This is a genomic window from Thiohalobacter thiocyanaticus, assembly GCF_003932505.1.
Classification (GTDB): domain Bacteria; phylum Pseudomonadota; class Gammaproteobacteria; order Thiohalobacterales; family Thiohalobacteraceae; genus Thiohalobacter; species Thiohalobacter thiocyanaticus.
Genome location: NZ_QZMU01000001.1, coordinates 2,801,705 through 2,816,764 on the forward strand (window position 1 = coordinate 2,801,705; position 15,060 = coordinate 2,816,764).

Consider the following 15,060-nt stretch of genomic DNA (forward strand, 5'->3'; position numbering starts at 1 on the left):
CGCGACTCACACAAATCGTTTCTTATTATCCGTGTTCATCCGTGGCTATAATCCCTGGAAACAGGTAACGACCACAAGGAGCGAGCCCGATGACCGACTGTCTGTTCTGCAAGATGGCCGCCGGCGAGATCAAGCCCGACACGGTACTGGAAAACGACGATGTCATCGCCTTCCGCGACATCAATCCCCAGGCCCCGACCCATGTGCTGGTGATTCCCAGGCAGCACATCGCCACCCTCAATGACCTGCAGCCGGCGCACGCCGAACTGGTCGGCAGGATGTACCTGGCCGCCCAGGAGGTCGCGCGCATCGACGGTCTGGACAGCCGCGGCTACCGCACCGTCATGAATTGCCTGGAGGAGGCCGGCCAGTCGGTGTTTCACCTGCATCTGCACGTGCTCGGCGGCCGGCCCATGCAGTGGCCGCCGGGGTGAGGTGGTCCGGGCCCTCGTGACGTCAGCGCAAAGGCGCGAAGACGCAGAGACATAAAATTAAGCCGGAATTAATTCCGGTCTATGATCTTAATAATCACCCAGCCGCCCCTCGGCCGCTTCCAGCTGCGCATACAGTTTGCGGTAGCTCTCCAGCCGCCGCGCGCTGATGTCGCCGGCGTCCACCGCCGCCTGCACGGCGCAGCCGGGCTCGTTCAGGTGGCGGCAGTTGTGGAAGCGGCATTGCTGCGCATAGTCGGCGAATTCCCGGAACCCCTGCGCCAGTTCGGTCTTGTCCAGGTGCCAGAGATGGAAGTCGCGCACGCCGGGCGAGTCGATCAGGTCCCCTCCGCCGGGCAGATGATAGAGGGTGGTATCGGAGGTGGTGTGGCGGCCCTGGCCGCTGGCCTCGGACAGCTCGCCCACCCGCAGTTCGTGCTCCGGGAGCAGGGCATTGACCAGTGAGGATTTGCCCACGCCGGACTGGCCGACCAGGATGCTGGTATGGGTCGACAGCAGCCCGGTCAGGGGCGTGAGTGCGTTGGCCTCGCGGGTGTTGACGCGCACAACCGGGATTTCCAGGGCGCTGAATTCATCCAGCATACGGTCGATGTCGGTGCGGTTGGCCGGGGTCAGCCGGTCGGACTTGTTCAGGACCAGGGCCGCCCGGGCCGGCATCAGTTCGGCGGCGATGAGGTAGCGGTCGATGAGTGCCGCAGTGGGTTCCGGTTCCGGGGCGAGGACGATCAGCAGCTGATCGATGTTGGCCGCCAGCGCCCGCGGCCGGCCCCGGTGATCAGGGCGGGTGAGCACGCTACGGCGGGGCAGTACCTGTTCGATCACGCCCTGGCCGTCGCCGGCGGGGGACCATTCGATCCGGTCGCCGCAGGCCAGATCCCGGATCCGCTTGCGGGCGGTGCACTCCAGCCGGTTTCCGGCCGGGGTCTCCACCAAGGCGCCGCGGCCGTGATGCCGGATGATCAGACCGGGATGGCGGTCGCCGTCCGCTGAAGACTCGGCACGGGGTTTCAGCGGGGAACGGCGCGGCATATTGTGTCCCGGCGTGGCTCAGGCGTCGTCGGCTTCCAGGGCATCCACCCGGGCTGCGCAGATGAAGTCGTTGTCCGACAGCCCGCCCACCGAATGGGTGGTGAAATGCACCACGCAGCGATTGTAGCTGACCTCCAGGTCGGGGTGATGATCCTCCTGGTTGGCGATCCAGGCCACGGCGTTGACGAAGGCGACGGTGTGGTAGAAATCCCTGAACTTGAAGCTGCGCACCAGGGCGGGTGTGTCCCGGTCCAGCGCCCAGTCGTCATGCAGCTGGCTCAGCTTGTCCTGGGCCTGGTCCAGGACCAGCGCCGGGCTGCCCTTGGGCAGCGGTTTGCAGTGCTGTTCCTTGAGCGGTGTGAACATGGCGGGTGCTCCTTCAACACGATCACTCGAAATGGTAGTGGTTCTGATTCAGGTACTGCACCACATTCTCGATGTCCTCGTCGAACCATTTCAAGCCCAGGCTCTGCTCGCAACGCCGTACCTGTTTGGTCAGGCCTGCCAGTGAATTGACCCGGCGGTCCTCACGGGTATAGACGCCGCTGTCATGACACTGCATGCAGTGCTGGTCGTGCAGATTCTTTCCGGCCTGGATGTCGGCCGCTGCCACCGGGGCAGACGCCAGTAAACCGAGGCTCAGGGCGAGGGGTGTCAGACGAATAGCCATTGTGTACGCTCCTTCAGGCAGGCTGCCTGCTGTTGGCGTTCAGCTGTGCCACCCGCACCGGCGCGGGTGGGTGCGAATCATAGAAGGTGGAATACAGCGGGTCCGGGGTCAGGGTACTGGCGTTCTCCCGGTACAGCTTGACCAGGGCCTGGACCAGGTCGCCGGCGCGGGTCTGGCTGGCGGCGTAGGCATCGGCCTCGAACTCGTGCTTGCGCGAGAGGGCGTTCATCAGCGGCGACAGGAAGAAGCCGAACAGCGGGCTGACCAGCAGGAACAGGATCAGGCCCATGTGCAGCGAAGGCTCGTTCACGCCCAGGCCATGGAAGAAGGCCGGCTGCTGGATCAGCCAGCCCAGTGCCGCCAGTCCGGCCAGGCTCAACAGGGCCATGGAGGCCAGCCGCTTGTGCACGTGTTTGTGCTTGAAATGTCCAAGTTCGTGGGCCAGCACGGCCTCGACCTCGTCCGGGTCCAGCGACTTGAGCAGGGTGTCGAAGAAGACGATGCGCTTGTTCTCGCCCAGGCCGGTGAAATAGGCATTGCCGTGACCGGAGCGTTTGGAGCCGTCCATGACGAAGATGCCGTTGCTGGTGAAACCGCAGCGCTTGAGCAGCGATTCGATGCGCTGTCTGAGCTCGCTGTCCTCCAGCGGGCTGAACTTGTTGAACAGGGGCGCGATGAAGGCGGGGTAGGCCCACAGCATCAGCAGGGTGAAGCCCATCCAGACGATCCAGACATACAGCCACCAGAGGCTGCCCGAGGCCTGCATCAGCCACAGCACCAGGGCGATCAGCGGCGTGCCGAGCAGTAGCAGAAGCAGGGCGTTTTTCAGCATGTCGCCGATGAAGGTTTTCATGTCGGTGCGGTTGAAGCCGAACCGCGCCTCCAGTCCGAAGGTGTGATAGAGCGAAAACGGCAGGTCCAGCAGGCTGGAGACGACGAACAGGCTCAGGATGACCGCCACCCCGCTCCACAGCGGGCTCCACTCCAGCATCGACCAGGCGCCGTTCAGCAGCGCCAGCCCGCCGCCCAGGGTCCAGGCCAGCAGGATCAGATAGCCGTATACGCCCTCGATCAGTCCCAGTCGGGTCCTGGCCAGGGTGTAGTCGGCGGCCTTGCGATGGGCATCCAGCGGGATATGGTCGCGAAAGGCCGCGGGCACCTGATCGCGGTGCCGACGGATGAAATGCATGTGGCGCGATGCCAGCCACCACTGGGTGGCGGCGGTGGCGACCAACATGACGAGAAAGATGGTGGTATAGAGATTCATGGCATGCCGGCGTGTGGCTGAGGATTGTCCCGGATTATACTCACCGGCGACCAGGCCCGGCCAGCGTCCACGCAGGCAAACCCGCGCAATCTCCGGTGTTTCGCTGATGGCGGACGGCGCTGGCCTTTGCCGGGGCCATTCGGTAGCATGGCCGGGATCCTCAACCACAGGAAATCTCACTGAATACCATGGCCCAGGACCCGAACAACCTTATCTGGATCGATCTGGAAATGACCGGTCTGGATACCCAGAACGACCGGATCATCGAGATCGCCACCATCGTCACCGACGCCAATCTCAACCTGGTCGCCGAGGGCCCGGTACTGGCGGTGCACCAGGACGAGGCGTTGATGAAGGCCATGGACGACTGGAACCGCAAGACCCACGGCGAGTCCGGCCTGATCGAGCGGGTCAAGAACAGCAGGCTCGATGAACGCGCCGCCGAGCAACAGACCCTGGAGTTCCTGCGCCAGCACGTGCCTCAGGGTAAGTCTCCCATGTGCGGCAACAGCATCTGTCAGGACCGGCGTTTTCTCGCCCGCTGCATGCCCGAACTCGAGGCCTGGTTCCATTACCGCAACCTGGACGTGAGCACCCTCAAGGAACTGGCCGCCCGCTGGGCGCCGGACCTGCTGTCCCGCTTCACCAAGAAGGCCACCCATCAGGCGCTGGACGACATCCGCGAGTCCATCGAGGAGCTGCGCTTCTATCGTGAGCATTTCATCCGGTTGTGAGTTTGGGGTTTTGTGGTATTTCAGCCACGGATGAACACGGATGTAAAAAGCTTTAAACCGCCAAGGCGACGAAGGCGCGCAAAGTTTTCTCGACCCCTGAATAACTCCACGGACACCGTCATTCCCGCGCAGGCGGGAATCCATAAGCCGCCGTGGCAACTGGATCCCCGCCTGCGCGGGGATGACGGGAAGGAGCTGGTCCGTAGGCCGGGATAAGCGAAGCGTTCCCGGCATCCGTTGTCCACAATGCCGGAAACGGGCTATACGACCCTTATTCCGGCCTGTGCCTGTTACTTCACACCAAAGACCACACAGCATTCCTTCGCGCGCCTTCTTCGCCTTGGCGGTTTAGCGTATTTGATATCCGTGTTTATCCGTGGCCTGAATACTACCGCGGTTAGTCCTGAGTCCGCTTCGCCAGGTGGAGCCAGGTCTTGAGCACGCTGTCGGGGTTGAGGGAGATGGTCTCGATGCCCTGTTCGATCAGCCAGGCGGCGAGATCGGGGTGATCCGAGGGCCCCTGGCCGCAGATGCCGATGTATTTCCCCTGCTTCCTGCATTTCTCGATCGCCATCGCGATCAGCGCCTTTACCGCCGGATTGCGTTCATCGAAGCCCTCCGACACCAGACCGGAGTCGCGGTCCAGCCCGAGGGTGAGCTGGGTAAGGTCGTTGGAACCGATGGAAAAGCCGTCGAAGTGCTCAAGGAAATCTCCGGCCAGCAGCGGGTTGGAGGGCAGCTCGCACATCATGATGACGCGCAGGTCGTCCTCGCCGCGCCTGAGGTCGTTGTCGGCGAGCAGTGAGACCACCTGTTCCGCCTCCTGCAGGGTGCGCACGAAGGGAATCATGACATCGACATTGGTCAGGCCGATTTCCTTTCGCACCTTGTTCAGCGCCCGGCACTCCAGCTCGAAGCAGGGGCGGAAGGCCTCGCTGATGTAGCGCGCCGCGCCGCGGAAACCCAGCATCGGGTTTTCCTCCTCGGGCTCGTACTGTGCCCCGCCGAGCAGGTGGGCGTATTCGTTGGACTTGAAGTCCGACAGGCGCACGATCACCTTCTTCGGCCAGAAGGCGGCGGCGATGGTGCTGATGCCCTCGGCCAGCTTGTCGACATAGAAGCTGACCGGGTCGGTATAACCGGCTGTCAGCCGGTCGATCTGTTGTTTGATATCGTCGGACTGGTCGGCGTATTCCAGCACCGCGCGCGGATGCACGGCGATGGACTTGTTGATGATGAATTCCAGCCGGGCCAGCCCGACACCGTGATTGGGCAGGGCCTGGAAGTTGAAGGCCTGGTCGGGGTTGGCGACGTTCATCATGATCTTCACCGGCAGTTCCGGCAGATTGTCCAGATCATGAGTGCTGCGTTCGTAATCCAGCTTGCCGCGGTAGACATAACCGGTATCACCCTCGGCGCACGAGACGGTCACCGGCTCGCCGTCGGGGACCGCTTCGGTGGCATCGCCGCAGCCGACTACCGCCGGGATACCCAGCTCGCGGGCGATGATGGCGGCGTGGCAGGTGCGGCCGCCGCGGTTGGTGACGATGGCGGCGGCGCGTTTCATCACCGGTTCCCAGTCCGGGTCGGTCATGTCGGTGACCAGCACGTCGCCGGCCTCGACCCGGTGCATGTCCTCGATACTGTCGACGATACGGGCGCGGCCGTCGCCGATGCGTCCGCCGATGGCACGGCCCTCGGCCAGGGCCTCGCCGCGCTCGTGCAGCCTGTATTCTTCCAGCTGCAGGGCGTTGCTGCGGCTCTTGACCGTCTCGGGCCGGGCCTGGACGATGAACAACCCGCCGTCCTCGCCATCCTTCGCCCACTCGATGTCCATGGGACGGCCATAGTGGTCCTCGATGGCGATGGCCTGGCGGCCGAGCTCGATCAGCTCCGCGTCGTTGAGGGCGAACTGCAGCCGTTCGGCCTCGGGGACATCCACGGTCTCCACCGGTGTCTCGCCCGGCGCGGCCTCGCGGTAGATCATTCTTATCGCCTTATCGCCGCGGGTGCGGCGGATGATGGCGGGCCGGCCCTCGCGCAGCAGCGGCTTGTGGAGATAGAACTCATCCGGATTGACCGCGCCCTGGACCACGGTCTCGCCCAGTCCGAAGGCGGCGGTGATGAAGACGGCGTCACGAAAACCGGATTCGGTATCCAGGGTGAACATCACGCCCGAGGCGCCGATGTCACTGCGCACCATGCGCTGGATGCCGGCCGACAGCGCGACCTGGTCGTGGTCGAAGCCGTGATGCTCGCGGTAGGTGATGGCGCGGTCGTTGAACAGGGAAGCGAATACGCCCTTGACGGCATGCAGCACCGCGTCGATGCCGGCGACGTTGAGGAAGGTCTCCTGCTGACCGGCGAAGGAGGCACTGGGCAGGTCCTCGGCCGTGGCCGAAGAGCGGACCGCCACCGAAACGCCTTCACCATGGCGGCGCTCCATCCCGGAATAGGCCTCGCGGATGGCCGATTCCAGTTCGGCGGGGAAGGGCGTGTCCATGATCCATTGGCGGATTTCACCGCCGCTACGGCTCAGGGCCTGAACGTCCTCGATGTCGAGTTCGCGCAGGGCGGCATAGATGCGCTGATCCAGGCTCTCATGGGCAAGGAAGGTGCGATAGGCGTCGGCGGTGGTGGCGAAGCCGCCTGGCACCTGCACGCCGGCCGCGGTCAGTTCACGTACCATCTCACCGAGCGAGGCGTTCTTGCCGCCCACGCGGGGCACGTCATCGATGCTCAGATCCTCGAACCAGACAACCAGACTGTTCATTCTATTTCCTGTTTACAGAGGGGTGTGCTGACTGATCGTCATTGCGAGGCGCGAAGCGCCGCGGCAATCTCCAACCAGCTGATGCTGGATTACGAGATTGCCGCGCTTGGCTCGCAATGACGAAAAATTGAATTGCCCGGAACTTCTCCGAAGTATAGGGTTTCATCGAGACTACCACGGCACTGAACGGGATAAAACATGAACGAAACGTCCGCCTATCCGGTCTTTCTGCTGTCCGATCACACCGGCATCACGGTGGACAAGCTGGCCCGCAGCCTGCTGTCCCAGTTCTCCGGACTGCAGTTCGAGATCCATAGCTTGTCTTTTGTCGACAGCCCGGAGGCGGTGCGGGCGGCGGTCGAGCGCATCGATGCCAGCGCCGGGGTGCGGGGTGAGCCGCCGCTGGTCTTCGCCACCCTGATCGACCCGGCGCTGCGCGAGCAACTGCGCGGCTGCCGGGGGCAGGTGTTCGATATCTACGCCCTGCTGCTGCAGCCGGTGGCCGAGGCCCTGCATACCCAGGCCACGCCGCGTCGCGGTCAGACCCACGGCCGGACGGACAACGGTTACCTGGATCGTATCGGGGCGCTGGAATTCGCCCTGGCCACCGATGACGGCGTGGCGGTCAAGCGCTACCAGAACGCAGACGTGATTCTGATCGGTCTGTCGCGCAGCGGTAAGACTCCGACCTCCCTGTACCTGGCCCTGCAGTACGGTCTGCGCGCAGCCAACGATCCGTTGACAGAAGAGGATCTGGACAGCCCCCGCCTGCCGGAGCGCCTGCAGGCCTTTCGCCACAAGCTCGTCGCCCTGCGCATCGACCCCGAGCGCCTGCACCGGGTGCGTGAGCAGCGCCGCCCGGACAGCCGCTACGCCTCACAGGTGCAGTGCCGCTACGAGGTCCGGCAGTTCGAGTCCCTGCTGAGCGGGCTGGATATTCCCGTGCTGGACAGCTCGCGCATGTCGATCGAGGAGCTGGCGGCGAGTGTGGTCAGGATAGTGAGGAGTGAGGAGTGAGGAGAGTGCCTGTATCCCCATGCGTCATCCCGGCGAAAGCCGGGATCCAGTGACCGCAGCGGGTTATAGACCCCGGCCTTCGCCGGGGTGACGGAAAGGGTTCACGGTCGTCAATCTCATAACCCTCTCACTCCTCTCTGCCCCTCACGTAATCACCGACGGCGCCTCCCGCCCGGTATGCTTCCGGATGCCCGCCACCTCGTCGGCCAGGCGGATCAGTTCGGCCAGTGCGGCCTGGGCATCCTGGTGCTGTTTGTCGGGATCGGCCTCGTAGCGTTCCAGGTAGACGCGCAGGGTCGCGCCCTGGGTGCCGGTGCCGGACAGGCGGAACACCATGCGTGAGCCGTCGGTGAAACCGATACGGATACCCTGGCCTTCGCTCACGCTGTGGTCGATGGGGTCCTCGTAGCGGAAGTCGTCGGCATAGGCGACCTCGTAGTTGCCCAGACGTCCGCCCTGCAGATCGGGCAGGCGCTGTCCCAGGGACTGCATCAGGGCATTCGCGCCCTCGCTGTCGACGCCCTCGTAGTCATGACGGGAATAATAGTTGCGGCCGTAAGTCGCCCAGTGGTCATTAACCAGCTGCTCGACGGACCTGCCGGTGACCGCCAGCAGGTTCAGCCAGAACAGCACCGCCCACAGCCCGTCCTTCTCGCGCACATGATTCGAGCCGGTGCCGAAGCTTTCCTCCCCGCACAGCGTGACCTCGCCGGCGTCCAGCAGGTTGCCGAAGAACTTCCAGCCGGTGGGTGTCTCGTAGCATTTGATGCCGAGCGCGGCGGCGACCCGGTCGGCGGCCTGGCTGGTCGGCATGGAGCGGGCCACGCCGGCAATTCCGTCGGCATAGCCCGGTACCCGGCGGGCATTGGCCGTGAGGATGGCGAGGCTGTCGCTGGGAGTGACGAAGAAACGGCGGCCCAATATCATGTTGCGATCGCCGTCGCCGTCGGAGGCTGCCCCGAAATCCGGGGCATCGTTGGCATAGAGGATATCCACCAGCTCCCGGGCATAGGTGAGATTAGGGTCGGGGTGGCCGCCGGCGAAGTCCTCCTGCGGCACCGTGTGCATCAGGCTGCGGGTCGGCGCGCCCAGGCGCCGGACCAGGATCTCCTCGGCGTAGGGCCCGGTCACGGCGTGCATGGCGTCGAAGCGCAGATCGAAATCCCCCGAACCGAGCAGTTGCCGGATGCGGTCGAAATCGAACAGTTGCTCCATCAGGTCGGCATAGTCCGCCACCGGGTCGATGACCTCGATGTCCATGTCGCCCAGCCGGCTTGTGCCGGGGCGGGCGAGATCGATATCCCCGGCTTCCACGATGCGGTAGCGCTCGATGCGCCGGCTGTGTGCATGGATGGCCTCGGTAATGCGCTCCGGGGCGGGGCCGCCGTTGGCCGTGTTGTACTTGATGCCGAAATCCTCTTCCGGACCGGCCGGGTTGTGGCTGGCCGAGAGGATGAGGCCGCCGAAGCAGTGATATTTACGGATCACACAGGAGGCGGCCGGGGTGGAAAGGATGCCGTCGCGCCCGACCAGGATACGGCCGATGCCATTGGCTGCGGCCATCTTCAGGATGGTCTGGATGGCGGTGCGGTTATAGTAGCGCCCGTCGCCGCCCACCACCAGGGTCTGGCCCCGGATCCCCTCCAGGCTGTCGAAGATGGACTGGACGAAGTTCTCCAGGTAATGCGGCTGTTGAAAGACCCTGACCTTCTTGCGCAGACCCGAGGTGCCGGGACGCTGGTCGGGGAAGGGTCGGGTCGGGATTTCAAGACTTGACATCGAAGCTCTCTGCTGCTGCTGAGGGTAGGGATGGAATCATTATATTATGGAGCCTGCCGGCACCGCTTTGAAGTGGCATTGAAAGATATTGCATGCCGGCCGTTACAGGTATAGCGTCGCCTGAACGGCAAATGACTGTGGTATGATTCGACTATGCTGGTCACAGATACCAAAACCCGGTTGCGCGATCACCAGAATGATCTCAGTGATCTGATGGCGATCTATGAATGCAACTATATCCGCCTGCGGCAGTTGCTGCGGGAGGCGGGTGCCTATGACCTGGATGTCACCTATGTCTCGCAGGTCCCGAGGGCACTCGATCTGCATCTGTACATTCACGAGCGCAGCCGTTATACCACCACCCTGACGCTGACCTACCTGTTCGCGGACGAACAGGGTGAGTTCCCGGCACCGGATATCCGGGTGCGGCTGTATCACGATGCCAGGCTGGCCGAGGTCATTGCCTGCGGGCGCCGGCGCGGGCGGCGGGATGCCGTCTATGACCGGATGCGCAACCGCTACAGCCTGGACCGTAAGTGGTACATGAACCGCTTCCTGCAGAAATGGCTCGGCTACTGCCTGCGCCAGGGGCACCGCTTCACACCCCCCGGACAGACCGACGCCCCGCTCCCGGACTGGGAGGGACTTCTCAGCGGGATGGTTCGCTAGCCCGCGCGATTTCCCTGTCTACCGCGCAACTCCCCGGTTTTCCCCCTGTTTTCGGGTCCTTGCCCCGGCACCGGCCTGCCCCCCGGAAAAAACCCTGCGCAGCTTATAGTTGACTGATTTGCTCAGGATTAGTATAAAGCCTTACTAATCATGTAAGGATTTGCGGGTACGACATCATGCGACTTTCAACCAAGGGCCGATACGCGGTCACCGCGATGATGGATCTGGCCGTCCATCAGGACACCGGGCCCGTCACGCTGGCGGACATCTCGCGCTGTCAGGGGATCTCCCTGTCCTACCTGGAACAACTGTTCGCCAAGCTGCGCCGCCAGGGTCTGGTCAAGGGCGTGCGCGGCCCCGGCGGCGGCTACCGGCTGGCCAAGCCCGCGGGCGAGATATCGGTGGCCGATATCATCCTGGCGGTCGACGAGAAGGTCGATACCACCCTGTGCGAGGGCCGGGAGAACTGTCAGGGCGGCGAGCGCTGCCTGACCCACGAACTGTGGAACAACCTGTCCCGCCAGATCCACGACTACCTGGCCCAGATCAACCTGGAGGAATTCCTCTCCCGCCCCTCGGTGCGCGAGGTGATCGAGCGCCAGGGTGAGAACGGCCAGACGCACGAGCACGAGGTCAAGCGCTTTACCCTGGCCTGAGCTAGTCTCCTTCAATGTCATGTTGAAGGAGTACCAGGCTCTCCCTCTCCCTCATCGCTTCTCCCACACCAGGATCCGGTTGTTCTCCGGCATCGCGTAGTCCTCGGCCGGCTTCAGACCGGTCTGTTGTGCCAGGGCATTGAGATCGTCCACATCGCGGATGCCGCTTTCAGGGTCGCGTTCCTTCAGCCACTGGTCGAAGCGCTCGTTGCTCGGGCTGGTGTACTGGCCGTGATAATTGAACGGACCGTACAGGCAGAAGCGTCCGCCCGGCTTGAGTATCCGGCCGACGCCGCGGAACATGGCCTCGACCTCGTTCCAGTGCATGATGTGGGCGGTGTTGGCGCTGAACACACCGTCGAAGCTGTGCTCGGGCCAGGCGTCGGTGGCAACGTCCAGCCTGATGGGCGGGACGACGTTGTCCAGGTCAGCCTCCTCCAGCCACTGCAGGATGCCGGGGTGGTTCTCGTGCACGTCACTGGTGTGCCAGCGCAGGTGCGGCAGCTCGGCACTGAAGAAGACGGCGTGCTGGCCGGTGCCGCTGCCGATCTCCAGTACGCTCTCGATACCGGCGAACTCATGCTGGAGCACGGCCAGGATGGGTTGCTTGTTCTGTTCGCTGGATTCGGCGAAGGGTTTTGCACTCATGGTCTGTACTCTTTAATCAAAGTTGGTTTCGTAGGTCGGGTTAGCGTAGCGTAACCCGACAGGCGCGGTGGATTGTGTCGGGTCACGCCCTGCGGGTGGCCCGACCTACGTAACCATGTAATCCCCCGATCTACAGTCGTTGCTCCAGCAGATGGGTGATTTCGGCGTCGGTCAGGACCACCGGGTTGGTCTTCATGCTGCTGCCGCGGCTGTTGGCCACGATGCGCGGCAGGTCGGTTTCCTCCACACCCAGCTCGCCCAGTTCCGGCAGGTCGAGCTGATCGGTCCACTCGTTCAGCCGGTCCACCAGTTTCCGCCAGGCGGTCTCGGGCTCGCGAATGCGCTGCTGGCACAGTATCTCCGCCAGCCGGGCGTACCTGGCCAGGGCCGGGTTGTCGGGCTCGCGCTCGCACATCACCTCGATGTTGATCCGGGTCGCCTCGGCCACCAGGGTGCCGCAGGCCACGCCGTGGGCGATGGGAAAGAAAGCCCCCAGCGGCGAAGCCAGCCCGTGCACCGAGCCCAGCCCGGTCTGGGCCAGGGTGACGCCCGAGATCAGTGCGGCATAGGCCATACGCGCACGCGCCTCGATGGCACTGCTGCCGTGCTGGTACCAGTCCAGCAGGCCGTCACGCGCCGCCCGCAGCCCGGAGATGGCCAGGGCGTCGGTGATGGTGCTGGCTCGCAGGGATACGTAGGATTCGATCAGCTGGGTGAGTGCGTCCATGCCGTTGGCGGCGATGAGTTGCGGCGGGCAGCCGCTGAGCAGGTCCGGATCGACCACGGCGTATTCGGGCACCAGCTGTTCGTCGCGGAAGGATTTCTTGAAGCCGTCCTCGCCCTGGCGGCTGAGCACGGCGTTCCTGGTCGCCTCGCTGCCGGTGCCGGCGGTGGTCGGCACCGCGACGAAGGGCACGGCCGGCCCCGCATAGGGGAGTTCGGGGCCCACACCCTCCAGGTGGTCCATCACCGAATTGCCGGGCCGCAGCAGCCCGGCGATGGCCTTGGCCGCATCCAGCACGCTGCCGCCGCCGATGCCGATGACCACGGCGAAGTCCCCGTCACGGTATTTCGCCACGGCGTCATCGACCAGCTCGGGTGAGGGCTCATGGCTGACCTGGAACTGCTTCCAGCCCACGCCTGCCTCTTTCAGGCCGGAGTAGAGACCGGCGGCATGGGGTGAATCGGTGAAGGAGCGCGCACCGGTGACAAGCAGGGCGCGGGTGCCGTAGCGTGCAGCCAGTTCGGGCACCCGCTGCAGTCGGCCGCTGCCGAACTCGATACGCGGCAGGCGGGCAAGCGAGAAGGGCGCGATCATGCCTCCTCCCCGGCGCGGGGCAACAGCCCCTGGTACGGGATGCCCTGGCGCGGCGCGGCCATCCAGTCGGCGACGGCATCGCGCCAGGCCTGGTAGTGCGGGGTGTCCTTGTGCGCCCGTGCCGCCGCGGCATCGGTATAGGCCTCGTAGAGCACGAACCGGGTGGCGTCTTCGGGGGACTGCAGCACGTCGAAGCGCAGGTTGCCGGGCTCCTGGATCGAGGCCCGGTGATTGACCTCGGTCGCGGTGATGAAATCCTCCACATGCTCGGGCCGGACATGAACCTGAACCAGGGTGACGTGCATAACAATCTCCTGTTATTCAATCAGTTTATTCGGCCGTTTCGGAGCCCGGGTTCAAGCTCCCGGACAGCTGACCGACACATTATGATAAAGAATGCTTCCGGTTAACCCTACCCTCCCAGGGTCAATTATGGCAGACGATGCAGTCCTGAACGCCGGTTCCGACGACGCCAAGCCGGCGCCCGACGCCAGGAACCCACGCAACCTGACCGAATGGGTCGATGTGCTGAGTCAGCAGGGCATGCCCATTTTCGCCCATACCCTGCGCTCGGTCTCGGGCATGGCCGCCGACCGCCAGAGTTCGGCCTCGGAGCTGGCCAACGTGATCCTGCAGGACGCGGCCATGACCGCCAAACTGCTGCGCATCGCCAACAGCCCCTATTACAACACCCAGGGCAAGAGCATCAGCACCGTCTCCCGCGCCGTGGTGCTGCTGGGTTTCGACACGGTGCGCAGCCTGGCGCTGTCCATCGCCGTGGTGGAGTCGGCCGCCAAGGGCGCCAACAAGGCACGGCTGGCCGCTGACATGGCCCGGGCCTTTCATGCCGCGGTGCAGGCGCGCGCCTTCGCCCAGCAGCGCCGCGACCGCTCGCCCGAGGAGGTCTTCATCGCCACCCTGCTGTACAGCCTGGGGCGGCTGGCCTTCTGGGGCCATGCCAGCGAAGTGGCCGACCGCCTCAACACCGAACTGGAACAGCCCGGTGCCGACCCGGCGGCGCTGGAGCGGGAGCTGCTGGGATTCGAATTCGAGGCATTGTCGCTGCAGCTGGCCCGTGAGTGGCGCCTGGGCACCCTGGTGGAGCATGCCCTGGAGGGCAAGAGCGAGGCCGATCCCCGGGTCAGTAATGTGGAACTGGCGCGTGAGCTGGCGCTGACCGCCGAGCAGGGCTGGGAGACGCCGGAGATGAAACAGCTGCTGGCGCGCGTGGCGGAGAATCTGTATCTGCCGGTCAGCGATGTGGAGCAGATGGTGGTCAGGAACGCCGGCCAGGCGCAGAAGACGGCAGCCTGCTTCGGTGCCGGCACTGCCTCGGAGCTGATTCCTCTGCCGGAAAAACCGCGGGCGCGGGTGCGGCGCGAGGCCGAGGAGGAGCCGGGGCAGATCAATCGCTTCCCCGAACCCGACCCCATGCTGCAGCTGAAGATCCTGCGCGAGGTGACCTCGCTGATCGAGGGCCGGTTCGATTTCAACCTGATGCTGGAGATGGTGCTGGAGGGTATCTACCGCGGCGTGGGTATGGACCGCACCCTGTTCGCCCTGATGTCCCGGGACCGCAGCCAGCTCAAGGCCCGCTATGTGCTGGGCTGGGACCAGCAGGCGCTGCGCCAGCGCTTCGCCTATGAGGTCTCGCCGGTCAAGGCCAACATCTTTCTGCATGTGCTGGACAGCCGGGAGCCCTGCTGGATTTCGCGCGAGAGTGATTCGCGCCTGCTCGGGCTGGTGACCGAGGAGGTGCGCAGCGTCACCGGCGAGGCCCCCTTCATGGCCATGCCGATCCTGATCCAGAACCGGGCCATCGGGCTGTTCTATGCCGACCGCCTGCCCAGCCGGCGGCCGCTCAGGGAAGACGATTTTTCCAGCTTCAAGCATTTCGGGCAGCAGGCCAACATGGCCCTGTCACTGCTGTATCAGGGGAGGTAGGTGCGGTAAGGCCACCGTCATCAGCAGTCAGCGGCTGCCCGGCAGCCTGCCGGCCGTGGCCGGGGTGCAGTCGTGACCCGGGGCCGGGTGCAGCGCGGACCCAT

General features: G+C 64.5%; 15 protein-coding genes. 6 read left to right on the forward strand and 9 right to left on the reverse strand.

The genetic code is table 11. The annotated features are described in order from the left end of the window. Positions 1 to 89: 89 nt before the first annotated feature. Positions 90 to 434, forward strand: coding sequence for a histidine triad nucleotide-binding protein (locus tag D6C00_RS13110; protein ID WP_125182114.1), 345 nt, complete (start codon positions 90 to 92; stop codon positions 432 to 434). 87 nt (positions 435 to 521) lie between these two features. Here D6C00_RS13110 and rsgA read toward each other — a convergent pair whose 3' ends face one another. Genes rsgA through D6C00_RS13130 form a run of 4 tightly spaced genes read right to left on the reverse strand, consistent with a single transcriptional unit; the run spans position 522 to position 3,418 of the window. Then, positions 522 to 1,481 carry a ribosome small subunit-dependent GTPase A gene (gene rsgA, locus D6C00_RS13115; RefSeq protein ID WP_125182115.1) on the reverse strand — a complete coding sequence of 320 codons (960 nt, stop codon included), beginning with the start codon at positions 1,479 to 1,481 and terminating at the stop codon, positions 522 to 524. 18 nt (positions 1,482 to 1,499) lie between these two features. Further along, entirely contained in the window at positions 1,500 to 1,847 is a 348-nt protein-coding gene (locus D6C00_RS13120) for a 4a-hydroxytetrahydrobiopterin dehydratase (RefSeq protein ID WP_125182116.1), read from the reverse strand. Between the two features lie 22 nt (positions 1,848 to 1,869). Continuing rightward, positions 1,870 to 2,151: a cytochrome c family protein gene (locus tag D6C00_RS13125; protein WP_125182117.1), complete on the reverse strand. Its 282-nt coding sequence runs from the start codon at positions 2,149 to 2,151 to the stop codon at positions 1,870 to 1,872. 13 nt (positions 2,152 to 2,164) lie between these two features. Beyond that, positions 2,165 to 3,418: a M48 family metallopeptidase gene (locus tag D6C00_RS13130; protein ID WP_125182118.1), complete on the reverse strand. Its 1,254-nt coding sequence runs from the start codon at positions 3,416 to 3,418 to the stop codon at positions 2,165 to 2,167. A 188-nt stretch (positions 3,419 to 3,606) separates the two neighbouring features. On the opposite strand from D6C00_RS13130, the gene orn reads away from it, so the two are divergent. After that, positions 3,607 to 4,152 (forward strand): oligoribonuclease, encoded by a 546-nt coding sequence (gene orn, locus D6C00_RS13135; RefSeq protein WP_125182119.1) that lies wholly within the window; start codon positions 3,607 to 3,609, stop codon positions 4,150 to 4,152. 397 nt (positions 4,153 to 4,549) lie between these two features. Here the strand turns inward: orn and ppsA are convergent, their stop codons facing one another. Beyond that, positions 4,550 to 6,925, reverse strand: a complete 2,376-nt coding sequence (ppsA, locus tag D6C00_RS13140) for a phosphoenolpyruvate synthase (RefSeq protein WP_125182120.1) — start codon at positions 6,923 to 6,925, stop codon at positions 4,550 to 4,552. A gap of 198 nt (positions 6,926 to 7,123) precedes the next feature. Between ppsA and D6C00_RS13145 the strand changes: the two genes are divergently transcribed. Then, a complete protein-coding gene (locus D6C00_RS13145) occupies positions 7,124 to 7,942 on the forward strand; it encodes a pyruvate, water dikinase regulatory protein (protein ID WP_125182121.1) in 819 nt (272 codons plus the stop codon). Between the two features lie 144 nt (positions 7,943 to 8,086). Here D6C00_RS13145 and D6C00_RS13150 read toward each other — a convergent pair whose 3' ends face one another. Further along, a complete protein-coding gene (locus D6C00_RS13150; protein WP_125182122.1) occupies positions 8,087 to 9,721 on the reverse strand; it encodes an alpha-D-glucose phosphate-specific phosphoglucomutase in 1,635 nt (544 codons plus the stop codon). A 153-nt stretch (positions 9,722 to 9,874) separates the two neighbouring features. Here D6C00_RS13150 and D6C00_RS13155 point away from each other — a divergent pair, with 153 nt between their 5' ends. Together D6C00_RS13155 and D6C00_RS13160 are read left to right on the forward strand one after the other, a co-directional pair. Next, positions 9,875 to 10,390: a DUF1249 domain-containing protein gene (locus D6C00_RS13155; RefSeq protein WP_125182123.1), complete on the forward strand. Its 516-nt coding sequence runs from the start codon at positions 9,875 to 9,877 to the stop codon at positions 10,388 to 10,390. 176 nt (positions 10,391 to 10,566) lie between these two features. After that, a complete protein-coding gene (locus tag D6C00_RS13160; RefSeq protein WP_125182124.1) occupies positions 10,567 to 11,046 on the forward strand; it encodes a Fe-S cluster assembly transcription factor in 480 nt (159 codons plus the stop codon). A 51-nt stretch (positions 11,047 to 11,097) separates the two neighbouring features. On the opposite strand, the gene D6C00_RS13165 is transcribed toward D6C00_RS13160, so the two are convergent. The 3 genes from D6C00_RS13165 to D6C00_RS13175 all read right to left on the reverse strand — a co-directional run bounded on the left by D6C00_RS13165 (position 11,098) and on the right by D6C00_RS13175 (position 13,317). Continuing rightward, positions 11,098 to 11,694 carry a DUF938 domain-containing protein gene (locus D6C00_RS13165; RefSeq protein WP_125182125.1) on the reverse strand — a complete coding sequence of 199 codons (597 nt, stop codon included), beginning with the start codon at positions 11,692 to 11,694 and terminating at the stop codon, positions 11,098 to 11,100. Between the two features lie 130 nt (positions 11,695 to 11,824). Continuing rightward, the gene (locus tag D6C00_RS13170; protein ID WP_125182126.1) at positions 11,825 to 13,012 is read right to left on the reverse strand and encodes an iron-containing alcohol dehydrogenase; all 1,188 of its coding nucleotides are present in this window, start codon (positions 13,010 to 13,012) and stop codon (positions 11,825 to 11,827) included. Next, on the reverse strand, positions 13,009 to 13,317 hold the full coding sequence (locus D6C00_RS13175) for an antibiotic biosynthesis monooxygenase (RefSeq protein WP_125182127.1): 309 nt from the start codon (positions 13,315 to 13,317) through the stop codon (positions 13,009 to 13,011). Before D6C00_RS13175 ends, D6C00_RS13170 begins: the two co-directional genes overlap by 4 nt. A gap of 127 nt (positions 13,318 to 13,444) precedes the next feature. On the opposite strand from D6C00_RS13175, the gene D6C00_RS13180 reads away from it, so the two are divergent. Then, complete coding sequence (locus D6C00_RS13180) at positions 13,445 to 14,956, forward strand: HDOD domain-containing protein (RefSeq protein WP_158675422.1); 1,512 nt, start codon at positions 13,445 to 13,447, stop codon at positions 14,954 to 14,956. The last annotated feature ends 104 nt before the right edge of the window (positions 14,957 to 15,060 follow it).

Coding starts and splice junctions, on each gene's coding strand:
- D6C00_RS13180 (WP_158675422.1), top strand. CDS start 13,445: ATGGCAGACGATGCAGTCCTGAACGCCGGTTCCGACGACGCCAAGCCG.
- D6C00_RS13130 (WP_125182118.1), bottom strand. CDS start 3,418: ATGAATCTCTATACCACCATCTTTCTCGTCATGTTGGTCGCCACCGCC.
- D6C00_RS13145 (WP_125182121.1), top strand. CDS start 7,124: ATGAACGAAACGTCCGCCTATCCGGTCTTTCTGCTGTCCGATCACACC.
- D6C00_RS13160 (WP_125182124.1), top strand. CDS start 10,567: ATGCGACTTTCAACCAAGGGCCGATACGCGGTCACCGCGATGATGGAT.
- D6C00_RS13170 (WP_125182126.1), bottom strand. CDS start 13,012: ATGATCGCGCCCTTCTCGCTTGCCCGCCTGCCGCGTATCGAGTTCGGC.
- rsgA (WP_125182115.1), bottom strand. CDS start 1,481: ATGCCGCGCCGTTCCCCGCTGAAACCCCGTGCCGAGTCTTCAGCGGAC.
- D6C00_RS13175 (WP_125182127.1), bottom strand. CDS start 13,317: ATGCACGTCACCCTGGTTCAGGTTCATGTCCGGCCCGAGCATGTGGAG.
- ppsA (WP_125182120.1), bottom strand. CDS start 6,925: ATGAACAGTCTGGTTGTCTGGTTCGAGGATCTGAGCATCGATGACGTG.
- orn (WP_125182119.1), top strand. CDS start 3,607: ATGGCCCAGGACCCGAACAACCTTATCTGGATCGATCTGGAAATGACC.
- D6C00_RS13110 (WP_125182114.1), top strand. CDS start 90: ATGACCGACTGTCTGTTCTGCAAGATGGCCGCCGGCGAGATCAAGCCC.
- D6C00_RS13150 (WP_125182122.1), bottom strand. CDS start 9,721: ATGTCAAGTCTTGAAATCCCGACCCGACCCTTCCCCGACCAGCGTCCC.
- D6C00_RS13125 (WP_125182117.1), bottom strand. CDS start 2,151: ATGGCTATTCGTCTGACACCCCTCGCCCTGAGCCTCGGTTTACTGGCG.
- D6C00_RS13155 (WP_125182123.1), top strand. CDS start 9,875: ATGCTGGTCACAGATACCAAAACCCGGTTGCGCGATCACCAGAATGAT.
- D6C00_RS13120 (WP_125182116.1), bottom strand. CDS start 1,847: ATGTTCACACCGCTCAAGGAACAGCACTGCAAACCGCTGCCCAAGGGC.
- D6C00_RS13165 (WP_125182125.1), bottom strand. CDS start 11,694: ATGAGTGCAAAACCCTTCGCCGAATCCAGCGAACAGAACAAGCAACCC.